Here is a 15,632-nt window from a genome sequence, read left to right as displayed (position 1 = left end):
GCCAAGCAAGCATTGGTGACTATTTCTCTCTATTTTAATCGGTCAGCCGCTTAATCCTGCGGCATATGTGTTGTAATGATCAGGTGTTCGAGCACCTGATTTTTTTCTAAATACCCTTATTTTATCTCAATCTCCCAATAACAATACACACGATTTTTACCGTTTTCCTTGGCGAATCTTTCCGCAAAGTCCGCTAGATCGATAAGCTCCTCGGCGGTTATAGGGGCATCTTTATCCACACTAGAAACACCTAAACTTGCTGTTATTTGGTAAGTATCGTTAACGTAAATTTTACGAATTTCATTTAGAATGCGATGAGCTATACCCTTGGCAATCTCTGAATAGGTATTTGGGAGGATCACAATCAATTCCTCTCCACCGTAACGGCCGACGATATCACCACTTCGCACAGACCTCTTTATGGCCTTGGCCACCTTTTCTAAGATCCGATCCCCTTCAGCATGGCCAAACTGATTATTTACGTAGCTAAAATTATCAATATCGAGCATGATAAAAGAGAGGTCTTTTTGGAATATAGCCGTCTTTTGAAACTCCATTTTTAACCTTTTCATAAAAAAGTTGCGATTATATAGATTTGTTAAATCATCCACATGGACCAACTCATTATAGATGACATTTTCAATCTTTGGGGCAATCAATTGCAAAAATTGTTCTATATAATAGAGGCTTTGTTCCGTAAGAACACTTTGATTCTCGATTAAAATAATGGATAAGACTTCATTTTCAGCGGACAGAATGGGAAATCCATGAAAATACGAGCTGTTCGTTTCAAATTGACTCACTCTTTTTTCCATTCTCGCTTTCTCCATGGCTGCATTCACTTTGTCATTGTTAATCTCTTCACTATAAAGCTTATCATTCACATATAAAGTCCTAGTATTCTTTTTATCTATTATAAATTGGAAAAAAACAGCATCGAACAGCAAATTTTCATGGAGAACCTTCGTTATATTTTTACAAACATCCTCAAGGTGATTGGCAGAATGGACGAACCTAATGCCACTAAACATGATTTCATTGTTTGTTAGCAGATTCATCATTTCTACCTGCATATTTGATGGCATTTCCAATAATAATTGATTAATCGTTTCTATATGATCCTGCAATTCCTTTTGTTTCAGAAGATTTTTCACCTTGATAAAATAACTTTTTGCCTGAATAAAATAAACTCTAGCTTGAATATAAGATTTGTTTTTCAGCTCAAATAATCCCTTATAATAATAGACATAGCCAAGGTAACCAAAATATCCCTTATCGTAGACTAAGGATTCAAATGATTGCATATACCTTTTAAAGATTTCCACCCTACCAGATTTAAGAATTGATTCTAATAGCATGATGAAGAATTCAATTCTATCCTCTACACTTAGATGCTTGTGCTCAAGACATTCTGTAGCAATATGAATCGTTTGATCATATTGCCCGAGTAAAGCACTATATTGGCATTTGAGTAGTAATAGCACGTCTCCATCCTTATGTTTCTGGCACATCTTTTCAAAAAACGGCCAAAGTCTCGTCGCTTTTTTCACTTTACCTTGCTTTAAGATGATTCTATATTGAAAAATCAGGGCATCTACTCTTGTGATTGCCAGGTTTTTACTCCTCGTCTTAGGTTTCAATTCGTTGATTCGTTTTAACGCTTCTTGATAATCCTCAATGAGATAATAAAGCTTCACTAAACTAATTTCATTAAAATTGGAATTGATGGCTTTTCCAATTGCTATTGCCTCTTCTCCCAGTTCCATGGCATGGCTGGTATCCCCTAAATACTGATAAAAGACAAATAGGTTTGTAATGGCATTCATCTCATGTTGTTTCTTCCCTAACTTTATCGCCAAATCCTTTGATTTTATCATGTACTCTGTAGATTTCATGACGTTCTCTTCTAGTAATCCTATACCCATTAGGTTATAAATAAGCATTAATATTTCGCTTTGCTGATGCAGTTCTGCCAAAGCTTCTGCTTCATAGATGTAGGGAGCACTTTCTTCCCATGGTGTATTATTCAAAAATTGAAGAATATGCAAATTGTACACCCAGCGTATATAGTCTTCTACTTTTAGCTTCTCCCGGAGTACGGTATTGTTCCCTTTATGGTATTGGACCAATTCATGAACTAAAGATGTGTCTTTCCCGGAAAAGGTGAAATAATAAGCTAAAATAACTTGGAGATGTAACCGATCATTTAGCGATATTGTTGAAGAATGCAGACGTTCTAAGTAGGTGTTTTCATATAATTTCAGAAGTGACAAATCACGAAGATTGATACTGATATACCCCAATCGAATGAAGGCGTACATAGAGTCATGCTTTAGATACTGTTCATTAAACAAGGTTAACGCCTGTTTAAGATTTCCTCCTTTTTCTAATATATTGCCAAACATGAGCTGCACACTTTTAGGAGGATCTTGGTCCACATACTTGTTATAAAGCACAAATGCTTTTTCCAAGTTTTGTTTGGCATTAGAAAATTGGCCATCCCGATAATATCTCTTTGATTCTAAAAGAAGACTAGCTAAAGTTATCCTTCTCTGCTCTACTTCTTCATTTTGTTCTACCTCTTTAGCATTTGGGACGTCCCCTTTTCTATTCATGTCAGGCATATCACCAATCTCCTTATAGATAATTTCATTCTAAGTGAACTAGGACTTTTGATATGGATATATATTCCACGAAGACAGATATTTTTCCTTTTTTGGCGAAAATGTCCCAAATTATTTAAAACAGCATGGCAAACAAATGACCAATAGGACAAAACGAAAAATAGGTACCTGGTACCTATTTCTCCAATAACGATATCGATGGGCAGTTCTACCATCCTAGGCGGCACGCAGATTAAGTGGAAAAAAATACAATACGAATAAAATAATAAAGCGCTTGCAATAATCATAATTCCATATATAATACTTGTATACAAGTATACTTGGTTTACAGGAAGGTGAATTTATGACCGAATCAAGTGGTTTTTTATATCCAACAAAATGGCTATCGAAAGCATCTGCTGGAGACCGCGTGGCTTATGAACTTAGAATGCGCATTATTTCTGGCATGATTGAAAGCGGTACCATACTTTCTGAAAATAAACTCGCTGCCGACTTTTCAGTGAGTCGCTCACCGGTCCGTGAAGCACTTAAGACATTAGCATCTGAAAATATTATTCGATTAGAAAGAATGGGTGCTGTAGTGGTTGGGCTATCGGAGAAGGAAATTGAAGAAATTTATGATGTCCGATTGCTGATTGAAACATTTGTCTTTGAAAGGCTAGTGAGAATTGATACTTCGGAATTAGTCAAAGAGCTTAGCAAGATCCTGGAAATGATGAAGATTGCAATCCGTTTTGGAGATGCTGACGAGTTTTCCTATCAAGATGTTCTTTTTCATGAAACTATCATTACTGCTATTAATCATTCCTATATGCTGATGATCTGGAATAATTTAAAGCCTGTTATGGAAAGCTTCATTCTTCTATCGATGCGCACACGCATTAAAGATAAATACGAGGACTTTACGAGAATCCTTGAAAACCATGAGCTTTATATCGAAGCGATTCAAACAAAGAATCGCGAATTGATGATTAAATCCCTACACCAAAATTTTGATGATGTCCAAGGCCATGTGGATGACTTATGGATGTCTCAGCAACTACTAGCAAGAGAGAAGGGAAAATAAAGTGACCAATTATATGTTAGGTATTGATATTGGTACAACTAGTACGAAGGCTGTCCTCTTTACGGAAAAAGGAGAGGTCATCCAAACAGAAAATATCGGGTACCCACTACACACGCCTGACATTGCAACCGCAGAGCAAGACCCTGAGGAAATTTTTCAGGCGGTCATCAAAGCTACATCAACTATCATGAAAAACCATTCGCAAAAAGAACTTAGCTTTATTTCATTTAGTAGTGCCATGCACAGTGTAATCGCAATGGACGAAAATGATCAGCCTCTGACTCCTTGTATCACATGGGCAGACAACCGGAGTGAAGCATGGGCTCAAAAAATTAAAAAAGAATGGAATGGGCACGACATATATAAACGAACAGGAACGCCTATTCACCCTATGTCACCTTTAAGCAAGATTACATGGCTTGTTCATGAAAAACCTGAAACCGCCTCCAAAACCAAAAAATATATTGGAATCAAGGAATATGTCTTTAAAAAGCTTTTTAATCAGTATGCTGTAGACCATTCCTTAGCATCCGCAATGGGGATGATGAACCTCCAAGCATTAGAATGGGATGATGAAGCACTCGCTATTGCCGGTATTACAAGAGACCAATTATCCCAACTCGTGTCTACAACCACTATTTTTCGAAATTGCGACTTGGAATATGCAAAACAAATGGGCATTCATCCCGAGACACCGTTTGTCATTGGGGCAAGTGATGGGGTTCTTTCCAATTTAGGTGTTAATGCCATCAGAAAAGGCGAGATTGCCGTGACAATCGGGACAAGTGGGGCGATTCGGACCATTATTGATCAGCCGCAAACCGATGAAAAGGGCCGCATATTTTGCTATGCGTTAACGGAAAATCATTGGGTTATTGGAGGGCCAGTTAACAATGGAGGTATGGTGCTTCGTTGGATTAGAGATGAGTTTGCCTCTTCAGAGATTGAAACAGCGAAAAGACTCGGAATTGATCCATACGAAGTGTTAACGAAAATTGCCGAGCGTGTCAGACCAGGGTCTGATGGATTGTTATTCCATCCTTATCTTGCCGGAGAACGTGCACCGTTGTGGAATCCAGATGTTCGTGGATCCTTCTTCGGCCTAACGATGTCCCATAAGAAAGAACATATGATACGCGCAGCATTAGAAGGGGTCATTTTCAATTTATATTCCGTGTTCCTTGCGTTAACCGAGTTCATGGATAGTCCAGTCACGCGCATTCAAGCGACTGGAGGTTTTGCAAGATCGGAAGTATGGCGCCAAATGATGTCCGATATATTCGAATCGGAAGTAGTAGTACCAGAAAGTTATGAAAGTTCATGTCTAGGAGCGTGTATTTTAGGATTGTATGCCACCGGAAAAATTGATTCGTTTGAAATTGCTTCCGAAATGATTGGCAGCACCAATAAACATACACCAAATGAAGAAGCAGCAAGTGAGTATAGACAATTAATGCCAATCTTCATCAACTTATCTAGAACACTAGAAGAAAACTATACACGCATTGCACATTATCAAAGGGGTTTAATGAAACAAATATAAAAAGATTATTTAAGGGGGAGATCTACAATGCCATTAGTTATTGTAGCAGCAGGTATTATCGCATTATTAATTCTCATAATGGGATTAAAATTAAACACATTTATTTCACTTATTATTGTATCGTTTGGTGTTGCCTTGGCACTTGGAATGCCATTAGGTGAAATTGTAAAGACGATTGAAGCGGGATTAGGCGGAACTCTCGGCCACTTAGCGCTCATTTTTGGACTTGGCGCCATGTTAGGTAAGTTAATCGCTGACTCCGGTGGCGCGCAGCGAATTGCCATGACACTTGTCAACAAATTCGGAGAAAAGAACATTCAATGGGCTGTTGTCGCTGCTTCATTCATCATTGGTGTCGCGTTATTCTTTGAAGTAGGTTTAGTTCTATTAATTCCAATCGTATTTGCGATTTCTAAGCAACTTCGCGTTTCGATTTTATATCTTGGTATTCCGATGACGGCTGCGTTATCAGTAACACACGGTTTCTTACCTCCTCATCCAGGACCTACGGTTATTGCTGGTGAGTATGGTGCCAATATCGGGGAAGTATTGCTTTATGGTTTCATTATTGCCATTCCAACTGTCATCTTAGCTGGACCTATTTTTACAAAAATTGCTAAGAAAATTGTACCGGATTCATTTAATAAAATGGGGAACATTGCATCATTAGGGGAACAAAAAACTTTCAAATTGGAAGAAACACCTGGTTTTGGAATTAGCGTATTTACAGCGTTACTCCCTGTCATCTTAATGTCCATTGCTACGATTATTACATTGTTGCAAAAAACGTTAGGCTTTGAAGATAATACATTCTTAGCAGGAATCCGCTTTATTGGTGAAGCAGGTACTGCGATGGTCATCTCTTTATTAGTGGCTATTTATACAATGGGAATTGCCCGGAAAATTCCAATCAAAAATGTAATGGATTCATGTTCTACTGCTATCTCACACATCGGAATGATGCTTTTAATTATCGGTGGTGGCGGTGCTTTCAAACAAGTATTAATCAATGGTGGTGTAGGTGACTATGTTGCTGAATTATTTAAAGGAACGACTCTATCCCCTATTTTACTTGCTTGGATTATCGCAGCCATTTTACGTATCTCACTAGGGTCTGCTACGGTTGCTGCCCTGACGACTGCTGGACTTGTCATTCCGCTCTTAGGTGCAACGGATGTCAACCTTGCGCTTGTTGTTCTTGCAACAGGTGCTGGAAGCTTAATCGCATCACACGTAAACGATGCTGGATTCTGGATGTTCAAAGAATATTTCGGATTAAGCATGAAGGAAACATTCGCTACTTGGACTTTACTTGAGACGATTATTTCTGTAGCCGGCTTAGGATTTGTATTATTGTTAAGCTTATTCGTATAAGGATTTTGGGCAGCAAAGTCTACTTACTTTTTAAGTATGGCTTTGCTGCCTATTTTAAGGTAAAGGAGCAATCAATAAATGAAGCACTCAATTGGGGTTATTGGATTAGGCGTAATGGGAAGTAACATTGCCTTAAATATGGCTAGTAAAGGCGAAAATGTTGCGGTTTATAATTACACAAGGGATTTGACCGACCAACTAATGCAGAATAAGGATGGGGTTACACTAACTCCTTACTACGAGATACAAGAGTTTGTTCATTCTTTGCAAATTCCCCGGAAAATCTTCGTCATGGTAACAGCAGGAAAAGCGATTGACTCTGTTATTCAATCCTTAGTTCCTCATCTTGAAGCTGGTGATGTCATCATGGACGGTGGTAACTCCCACTACGAAGATACCGAACGCCGATATCAAGAGTTGAAGGATAAGGCCATTGGCTATTTAGGAATTGGCATTTCTGGAGGAGAAGAAGGAGCCCGGAAAGGACCATCCATCATGCCTGGAGGAGACAAGGAAGTTTACGAAAAAGCTGCACCCATCCTCACAAAGATTGCCGCTCAAGTAGATAATGACCCTTGCTGTGTATACATCGGGCCAAAAGGTGCAGGCCATTTTGTTAAAATGGTCCACAACGGAATTGAATATGCAGACATGCAATTAATCGCAGAGGCTTATAGCTTTTTGAGAGAGAGATTGCAATTGTCTGTTTTGGAGATTGCCGATATTTTTGAAACGTGGAACCAAGGTGAACTAAAGAGCTACCTACTCGAGATTACGGCAGATATTTTGCGAAAAAAAGATGAATTGACTGGCCTTCCTCTTATCGATGTTATCCTGGATCAAACAGGTCAAAAAGGGACTGGTAAATGGACAAGCTTGCAAGCCATTGATAATGGCATTCCATCATCGATTATTACAGAAGCTTTGTTTGCCAGATACCTATCTTCTTTAAAGGGAGAACGAGTTCTCGCTGAAACGGTGTTAGCAGGTCCGGACATGGAAAGGCAAGAATTAGATAAAGAGACATGGATTGAATATACAAGACAAGCCTTATACGTGGGGAAAGTCTGTGCGTATGCTCAAGGCTTTACCCAATTTAAGATGTCCTCTGATCTTTATGGGTGGGATTTACCGTTAAAGGATATTGCTCTTATTTTCCGTGGCGGTTGCATTATTCGAGCAGACTTTTTAAATGTCATTAGTGAAGCCTTTCAAGCGAATCCGAATCTACCAAACTTACTCATTGCGCCTTATTTCGCAGAAAAAACACGAGAGTATCAGGTAGGATTACGTAAAGTCATTAGTGAAGGGATATTGTCAGGTATTTCTTTCCCATGTTTAGGTACTTCCCTTTCCTATTATGATGGATATCGCACCGGACGCTCGAATGCAAATTTACTTCAGGCACAGCGTGATTATTTTGGTGCTCACACTTATCAGAGAACGGATATGGAAGGTATTTTTCATACAAATTGGGTATAAAAGTCCAGTAGGAGGGGATGACTAACCTCATCCCCTCACACCGCCCTCATGCGTCATGTGGGTTGTGAAGCGTGAGAACCGTCCGAGACCAGTGAAAAAGGTATTTTTGAAAGATTTATGAGTTTTATCGTAGAGAAGCTCTCTTTACGACATTTTGTGATTTCTTTTCTTGGACATTTTGGTCTTTCGGTAACCTCATTTTGTCTATGAGATGCCTTTTCATAGACAATTTGGTCTTTCAGTAACCTCATTTTGTCTATGAGATGCCTTTTCATGGACAATTCGGTCTTTAAGTAACCTCATTTTGTCTATGAGATGCCTTTTCATGGACATTTTGGTCTTTGGGTAACCTCATTTTGTCTATGAGATGTCTTTTCATAGACAATTTGGTCTTTGGGTAACCTCATTTTGTCTATGAGATGCCTTTTCATGGACAATTTGGTCTTTCGGCAACCTCATTTTGTCTATGAGATGCCTTTTCATGGACAATTTGGTGCTTCAGTAACCTCATTTTGTCTATGAGATGCCTTTTCATGGACAATTTGGTCTTTCAGTAAACTCATTTTGTCTATGAGATGACTTTTCATGGACAATTTGGTCTTTCAGTAACCTCATTTTGTCTATGAGACGCTTCTTCATGGACAATTTGGTCTTTCAGTAACCTCATTTTGTCTATGAGATGCCTTTTCAAAGACAATTTGGTCTTACGGCAACCTCATTTTGTCTATGAGACGTCTTTTCATGGACAATTTGGTCTTTCGGTAACCTCATTTTGTCTATGAGATGCCTTTTCATAGACAATTTGGTCTTTTGGTAACCTCATTTGACCGCTATTAGATGGATTTTTGGCGTTAAGAAACTCTCTCTCTACGACATTTTGACCTCTATCTCAAAGCTATTTGTCTCAGAGAAGACAGCGCAAAATAAATCAGATGACTTTTTCATTAATCTTGAACTGTCCCCACTCTTAATCTTTTATATGTTTTCAGGATTTTTCCCATCCAATACATCTTTTAGATAGATTTTTACTTTTGCTAATGATTCTTGGTCGACTGTGACATATGAAACTCGATCAATGGTTGTTGGGTAAGCTTTCAGCGGAATAGAATAGATATCCTTGCTTGATAGATTTTTCATTTTCGCCAATGTTTTAGTAAGGACGGCAAAATCCATATCCGTCTCTACATTTTTACCGATATCTTTTAAAATTGAATTGATTTTCTTGATGTTTCTAATATCTAGTGTTTCATCTATAAGCGCTTTGATTACTTGTTGTTGTCGTCTGTTCCGTCCAAAATCCCCTTCGCCACCGCCTCGGTACCGTGCGTAATTCAAGGCTTGTATTCCAGTTAAATGCTGGGTACCTTTACTCAGTGAGAATTGAGTGTTCGTTATTCGATCACGGAATGTGAGATTTTTTTCTACATCAATGGTGACTCCACCAATTGTATCAACTAAAGATTGGAAACCATCAAAATTGATGAGTGTATAGTAATCTATTTTCATATCCAATAAGTCTTCCACTGTCATGATTGTACTGTTTAGACCATAGTTATGTGCGTGAGTGATTTTATCCAAACCACGCCCTGCGATTTGAACGCGAGTGTCACGTGGAATCGATAACAGTGATGTCTTACTATTTTTCGGGTCTACTAGAGCGACCATTAGAGTGTCGGTTAGGCCTGAATCCATCCTTTTTGAATCTAATCCTATTAAGAGGACACTGTATGGTCTTTGATTGGCATCTTTGTCTGGTTTATAAATATTCTCTTCATGAGCTTGCTTAATTTTGTCTAATTCACTACCCGCCTGAATCTCCGGTCTATTGGCAAAAAGCTCCCCATAAACAAGGTGCTTAATGACGAGATAGGATGAGATACATACGATGGCAAGTACCGCTGCAAGAATATAGAATTTCAATCTCTTATTTTTCATAAAAGCAAGAATATACAATTTCAATCTCTTATTTTTCATAAAAACCACCTTATATCATTACTGAAAATATGATCAAAAAGAAATCTTTGTTCACTTCTGTTAGATATATGACGAGATGATAGTCTAATAGGTTTCACTTCGAGGACAGATATGTGTTATTGGGCATATCTGTTTCGGCACTAAAGTCCGCGGACATGGGTTCCGTAATTTACATAAAAAGTTGGATAGGTTGAGGTTTCGCGGTTCCCTACGATTCCGAAATTGACATTTTTTTACACCGATGTTAGTGTTTATAAAAAAAGGACAGTAATTAGATAATTCAGAAAGTTGTGTGATAACCTTTCAAAATACTGTATTGTACTTAAACTATATTATGTAAGGAAGTGTTTAAATTGAATTTAAGTAGTTATGCTTTATTCCGTGTATTACATTCGGTTCCGTTACTTTTCATTGTTTCAATTTTATCTTTCTTGTTACTAAATTTATCATCCGATAATGGATTTTCGTTTAAAAGTGAACTACCATTGTACACTCAATACTTTGATTGGTTGAATCATGTGGTTCATGGCGACTTAGGGAATTCTTTCTTGAGTTTTCGACCTGTATTTGAATTAATCGTAGAAAGATTGCCAGCGACCTTGTGGTTAGCCGGTATCTCATTTTTGGTTTCTTTGCTTATCGCTTTCCCACTCGGCATATACACGGCTGTTAAAAAAGGAAGCGCTGTTGACTATTTCTTTACAACCTATTTTTTTATTGGCTACTCGGTCCCGCCATTTTTGCTGTCTTTAATTTGTATTATTGTTTTTTCACTGACCTTGGATTGGTTACCGGCAAGTGGTATGAGGGATAATACCACTAGTTTTGATTTATGGGATCGCCTTTCTCACCTTATTCTGCCCACATTTGTCATGGCTTTTAGTATGGTGGTCTATCAAGTAAAACATATACGAAACAATTTATTAGAGCAGATGAAACAAGAATATGTATTAACTGCAAGAGCAAAGGGCCTTTCGGAATGGAAGGTAATAGGCAAGCATATGCTCAGAAATTCTATTCTGCCATTTATTATTTTAATATCGATGCAGTTTCCGAGTTTACTTGCTGGGGCCTTTATTATTGAATATATGTTTGCTTGGCCCGGATTAGGAAGATTAATGATTCAATCTATTGTCTATAAGGATTTTCCTGTTATTCTTGGAATTACAATGTTAACAGGTATTGTCGTCATTTTTTGTAACATGATATCCGATATCCTCTGTGCAATGATTGACCCTCGAATTCAGAGATAGCCGTCTAAGTTCGGGCTGTTCGATAATAATTTTGGCAAAGTACTATATTTTTCGAACTGGGCAGTCAGTCATACCCCTGTTTCAAATAGCGGTAAGGCGAAAAGGCTTTTCATGGACAAATGGATTACCAATCCGAACTGTCTATGAAAAGCCTTAAAACTAAATGATTAAAGTCCTTTTGAATCCCCATCAGTAGCCCTCCATTTCATTACCTATCAGTTTTTCCTTCATTTAATCTATCGGTAAAATCATAGGCCACATGCTTCTCATTTCATCTATTCAATACCCTTTCCCGCGATTATAATCAACTATATAGGAACACGAAATATTTTTTCATGATCATTCTCTTACATACCAAATCTTATAATCTAGAAAGGGTGCTATAATGGCCACCGCTACATCTATTCAAGGGGAAAAAGTAGAGCAGAAAGAAACGAAAACGATATATAATATCTTATTTATCATGAGTCTTTGTCATTTATTAAATGACTCTTTACAATCTGTAGTTCCAGCGATGTTTCCCATCTTAGAAAAGTCGATGAAATTATCCTTCACGCAACTAGGATTGATTGCCTTTTCCTTAAACATGGTTGCTTCGGTTTTGCAGCCAGTTGTCGGTTGGTACACTGATAAACGCCCAAGACCTTATGCACTTCCATTAGGCTTGACGAGCAGTATGCTCGGTATTTTAGGGTTAGCGCTTGCTCCCTCCTATTGGATGATTTTAGTTAGTGTTATCTTTATTGGATTTGGTTCAGCCGTTTTTCATCCAGAAGGATCACGCGTAACACATATGGCAGCGGGGAAAAAAAGAGGCTTGGCACAATCGATCTACCAAGTAGGAGGAAATTCCGGTCAGGCATTGGCACCTGTTTTTACAGCACTTATTCTCGTGCCGCTTGGTCAATTTGGAGGAATCTGGTTTACGATTGTGGCCTTTATTGCTGTTCTGTTTCTCATTTACATTGCAAGATGGTATTCCAAACAACTAAAGGCCAAGGCCGGTGAGATAATAAAGAAAAAGGCCGTTAAAGATGGATATGCTCCTAATGTTAAAAGGATTAAACTGGCCATCCTAATATTAATTTTACTAGTCTTTGCACGATCTTGGTATGCTAGTGCCATTTCAAATTTTTATACCTTTTATGCGATAGATTCATACCATGTAACCATTGCCCACTCCCAAACTTTTATTTTCGTTTTTTTATTAATGGGAGCGGTGGGAACATTTTTTGGCGGGCCATTAGCCGATCGTTTTGGAAGGAGAAAAATCATTTTTCTCTCGATAATTGGGGTAGCTCCCCTTACATTATTGCTGCCATATGTGGGACCTGCCGTTGCCTATATTCTTCTCGCCTTAACGGGTCTTATCTTAATGTCTAGTTTCTCCGTTACGGTTGTCTATGCACAAGAATTAATACCTGGCAAAATTGGAACGATGTCTGGATTAATTACCGGTCTTGCCTTCGGAATGGGCGCCATTGGCTCCGTTGCACTTGGGGCACTAATTGATATGATGGGGATTGAAATCACCATGATTGCTGTGTCTTTTCTACCTATATTAGGGCTTCTAACCTTACTTTTACCATCTGATCAGCGATTGAGGGAATGGAGTGGGGTCTAGCCCTATTGAATAATAAAGTACCAGTTTCCCTTGGCTTAAAAAAGTATAGGCTAGAGAAGATATCGTCATTGTTTCCAACATATCTTGTCCAGCCCAATTCTTTTGTCTAATGTGCTTATTCGATATAACAAATAGATTGGTCAGCTGAAAACGGAACCGTCTCCGTACTTCACTAACTCTTTTGCCTCAAGTACCGTTTATCATTCATGAATAAACTCCAAAAGTAAATAAAGCCAGGGAAAAGGATTGCAAACCCGACGATATAGGTTATAAATACTGCTCTAAAGGAGTTAGGGTCTGTAAACGCCGACTCAATGGTAACATTCGGATAGATGATATAAGGCAAATGTGCTTTTCCATATACATAGCTTGCAATCAGGTATTGAATTGTCACGGCAATAACAGCGAGTCTCGGCATTCCTCTTACCCCTTTTTGAAAAGGGGATGGGGCATATAAACCGATTCCGATAATTAAAAAGAAGCCTACTGAGATTAGTAAGAGTGGAAGGTCGTCCATCATTCGATTATATAACCAACCCGCTTCATGTTTTAAAGTAAACATAATGAGCAATGCCATGATCAATGAAATCGGACCAAGGATTTTTCCATCCCGAAGGTAAATACGATAGGCCTCCATTTCATTCGATGCTTTCGAGAAATCCGCTAATAATAACGAAGAGAGAAAGAGTGTACTCGTGATAGCAAAGCCGATAAAAGCGTACTCATTGGGGCTCGAAAATAGCTTGTTAAGATTTAAAATGGCTGTCCCATCTGCGAAATCCAGATAGTGACCGTGCGTAATTGGTAGTACACTAATCAATAGACCGGGAATGATAATTCCTGCAATACCAGAAATGAAAGTGAGCGGCTTTTTATATTCTATTGCAATATTTGAAAACACTAAAAAGGCACTTCGTAATGCTAGCAATAGAAGGATTAAGCTGCCTGGAATCAGCAGAATCGTCCCTAAGATATTGGCAGCACTCGGGAAAAGGCTGTAAACAGCTACCACTAACGCAACAATAAAGGTATTTGTCACTTCCCAAGTAGGTGATAAATATCGATTGGCAATGTTCGTTGCTTTTGTTTTTTCTCGGTTAATGTAAACCATCGACCAAAAACCGGCTCCAAAATCCATGGTGGCCATAACCGCATAAATAAACACGAATCCCCAAAGCACGGTAATTGCGATAAGAGCATCAGCCATCTGTTTCTCCTCCTATGAATTTGAACTAAATAATGGGATGCCTTTTTTCTCGGCCCGCTCGATATCATCTAATTCTGTGTTTTTTCTAAAGAAGTAGAGCAATACAAACACTACAGCAATCCCTAAGATAATGTACACAATAATAAACGATACAAATAGAGTACTTAAATTTTTTGCCTTCGTTGCCGACTCTGCCGTCGATAATATGTGATAGATTACCCAAGGCTGCCGGCCTGTACAGGCAAAAATCCATCCACATTCAATTGCCAAAACAGCCAAGGGACCCGTTGAAACCAGTCCCCAAAGCATAAGCTTTGGATAATGTGCTTTTTTTAGGATTTTTCTCCATACATATACGAGTAAAGGAACCATGATAAGGGCGGTGCCAATGAACACCATTCCATTAAAAAGAGTATGGATGAATAATGGTGGCCATAGCTCTTCTGGAAAATCGTTTAAACCAACCACCACCGTGTCAAAGCTGTTGCCTGCGAGAAAACTTAACGCCCAGGGAATCTCGATTGCCCCTTTAATTTCCCTCGTTTCCGGGTCAGTAAAACCACCTATGGCCAATGGGGCATGTGATTGTGTTTCAAATAATCCTTCCGCCGCTGCTAACTTTTCCGGCTGGTATTTATGTAGATATTGGGCCGATTCATGTCCATTTATCGCGGTTAGAAAAGCAAAGATACCACCTATGACCAGACTTAGAATGAGTGCTTTTTGATGAAAAAGATATACTCTCGATCCGAAATTATTTTTCATCATTTTAAAGGATGCAACTGAAGCGACAACAAAAGCTCCTACTACATAGGCTGACAATGCCACATGTCCCGCTGTGACAAAGAAGCTTGGGTTAAAAAAAGCAGCCCAAGGGTCAATATCAAGAAATTTTCCATCTTCATATCGGAATCCAGCAGGTGTACCTTGAAAGGCATGGACATTGGTAATTAATACAGCGGAGGAAAGTGCTCCGATTGCGACCAGCACTAAGCTGATGATTCGCATCCAAGGAGCAATTCTTTCAGCTGCGTAGACATAGATTGACATAAATAGAGCCTCAATAAAAAAGGCATAAATCTCAATTTGGAAAGGAAGAGGCATGACACGCCCAATCACTTCCATAAAACCCGGCCACAGTAACGACAATTGAACTCCCGCAATCGTACCCGTTGGAATACCAACACCCAGTAAGACGGCAAACGCCTTTGTCCAGCGTTTCGCCATTACTACGTAATCTTGGTCTTTTGTTTTTTGATAAAGAAGCTCTGCCGCTAAAATCATTAGAGGTAAGCCAACTCCTATCGTGGCAAAAATAATATGAAATGCCATCGTCGTTCCAAATAAGGAACGAGCTATTAATAAATCACTCAAAATCATTTCATCCTCTCAAGCGGAATACTCCTGATAATTATTTCCAAAAACACCAATAATATGTATTATTTAAAGGTGAAGCACAGGGACGGCTCTTGCTTCATCGGTAAC

The 15,632-nt window shown here is 38.7% G+C and carries 10 protein-coding genes; 6 read left to right on the top strand and 4 right to left on the bottom strand.

Going from position 1 to position 15,632, the window contains the following annotated elements; translation table 11 throughout:
• Positions 1 to 116: 116 nt before the first annotated feature.
• Positions 117 to 2,624: a GGDEF domain-containing protein gene (locus tag ACX9YW_RS13710; RefSeq protein ID WP_460347277.1), complete on the bottom strand. Its 2,508-nt coding sequence runs from the start codon at positions 2,622 to 2,624 to the stop codon at positions 117 to 119.
• 343 nt (positions 2,625 to 2,967) lie between these two features.
• Here ACX9YW_RS13710 and ACX9YW_RS13705 point away from each other — a divergent pair, with 343 nt between their 5' ends.
• The 4 genes from ACX9YW_RS13705 (at position 2,968) to gnd (ending at position 8,089) form a co-directional block, all read left to right on the top strand.
• On the top strand, positions 2,968 to 3,690 hold the full coding sequence (locus tag ACX9YW_RS13705) for a GntR family transcriptional regulator (RefSeq protein ID WP_460347275.1): 723 nt from the start codon (positions 2,968 to 2,970) through the stop codon (positions 3,688 to 3,690).
• 1 nt (position 3,691) lies between these two features.
• Positions 3,692 to 5,233 carry a gluconokinase gene (gene gntK, locus ACX9YW_RS13700; RefSeq protein ID WP_460347273.1) on the top strand — a complete coding sequence of 514 codons (1,542 nt, stop codon included), beginning with the start codon at positions 3,692 to 3,694 and terminating at the stop codon, positions 5,231 to 5,233.
• A gap of 27 nt (positions 5,234 to 5,260) precedes the next feature.
• Positions 5,261 to 6,607, top strand: a complete 1,347-nt coding sequence (locus tag ACX9YW_RS13695; protein WP_460347271.1) for a GntP family permease — start codon at positions 5,261 to 5,263, stop codon at positions 6,605 to 6,607.
• Positions 6,608 to 6,685: 78 nt separating this feature from the next.
• Positions 6,686 to 8,089 carry a decarboxylating NADP(+)-dependent phosphogluconate dehydrogenase gene (gene gnd, locus ACX9YW_RS13690; RefSeq protein WP_460347269.1) on the top strand — a complete coding sequence of 468 codons (1,404 nt, stop codon included), beginning with the start codon at positions 6,686 to 6,688 and terminating at the stop codon, positions 8,087 to 8,089.
• A 975-nt stretch (positions 8,090 to 9,064) separates the two neighbouring features.
• On the opposite strand, the gene ACX9YW_RS13685 is transcribed toward gnd, so the two are convergent.
• Positions 9,065 to 10,063 (bottom strand): LCP family protein, encoded by a 999-nt coding sequence (locus ACX9YW_RS13685; RefSeq protein WP_460347267.1) that lies wholly within the window; start codon positions 10,061 to 10,063, stop codon positions 9,065 to 9,067.
• A gap of 353 nt (positions 10,064 to 10,416) precedes the next feature.
• Between ACX9YW_RS13685 and ACX9YW_RS13680 the strand changes: the two genes are divergently transcribed.
• Both ACX9YW_RS13680 and ACX9YW_RS13675 read left to right on the top strand, forming a co-directional pair.
• Positions 10,417 to 11,316 (top strand): ABC transporter permease, encoded by a 900-nt coding sequence (locus tag ACX9YW_RS13680; protein WP_460347265.1) that lies wholly within the window; start codon positions 10,417 to 10,419, stop codon positions 11,314 to 11,316.
• A gap of 385 nt (positions 11,317 to 11,701) precedes the next feature.
• Entirely contained in the window at positions 11,702 to 12,940 is a 1,239-nt protein-coding gene (locus ACX9YW_RS13675; protein WP_460347263.1) for an MFS transporter, read from the top strand.
• Between the two features lie 172 nt (positions 12,941 to 13,112).
• Here the strand turns inward: ACX9YW_RS13675 and ACX9YW_RS13670 are convergent, their stop codons facing one another.
• Positions 13,113 to 14,147, bottom strand: a complete 1,035-nt coding sequence (locus ACX9YW_RS13670; RefSeq protein WP_460347261.1) for a cytochrome d ubiquinol oxidase subunit II — start codon at positions 14,145 to 14,147, stop codon at positions 13,113 to 13,115.
• A 12-nt stretch (positions 14,148 to 14,159) separates the two neighbouring features.
• Positions 14,160 to 15,521 carry a cytochrome ubiquinol oxidase subunit I gene (locus ACX9YW_RS13665; RefSeq protein ID WP_460347259.1) on the bottom strand — a complete coding sequence of 454 codons (1,362 nt, stop codon included), beginning with the start codon at positions 15,519 to 15,521 and terminating at the stop codon, positions 14,160 to 14,162.
• Positions 15,522 to 15,632 lie beyond the last annotated feature (111 nt).

The organism is Pseudoneobacillus rhizolycopersici, assembly GCF_054786815.1.
Note: the sequence above shows the minus strand (reverse complement) of the source record. Positions and strands in the feature narration are given on the sequence as shown.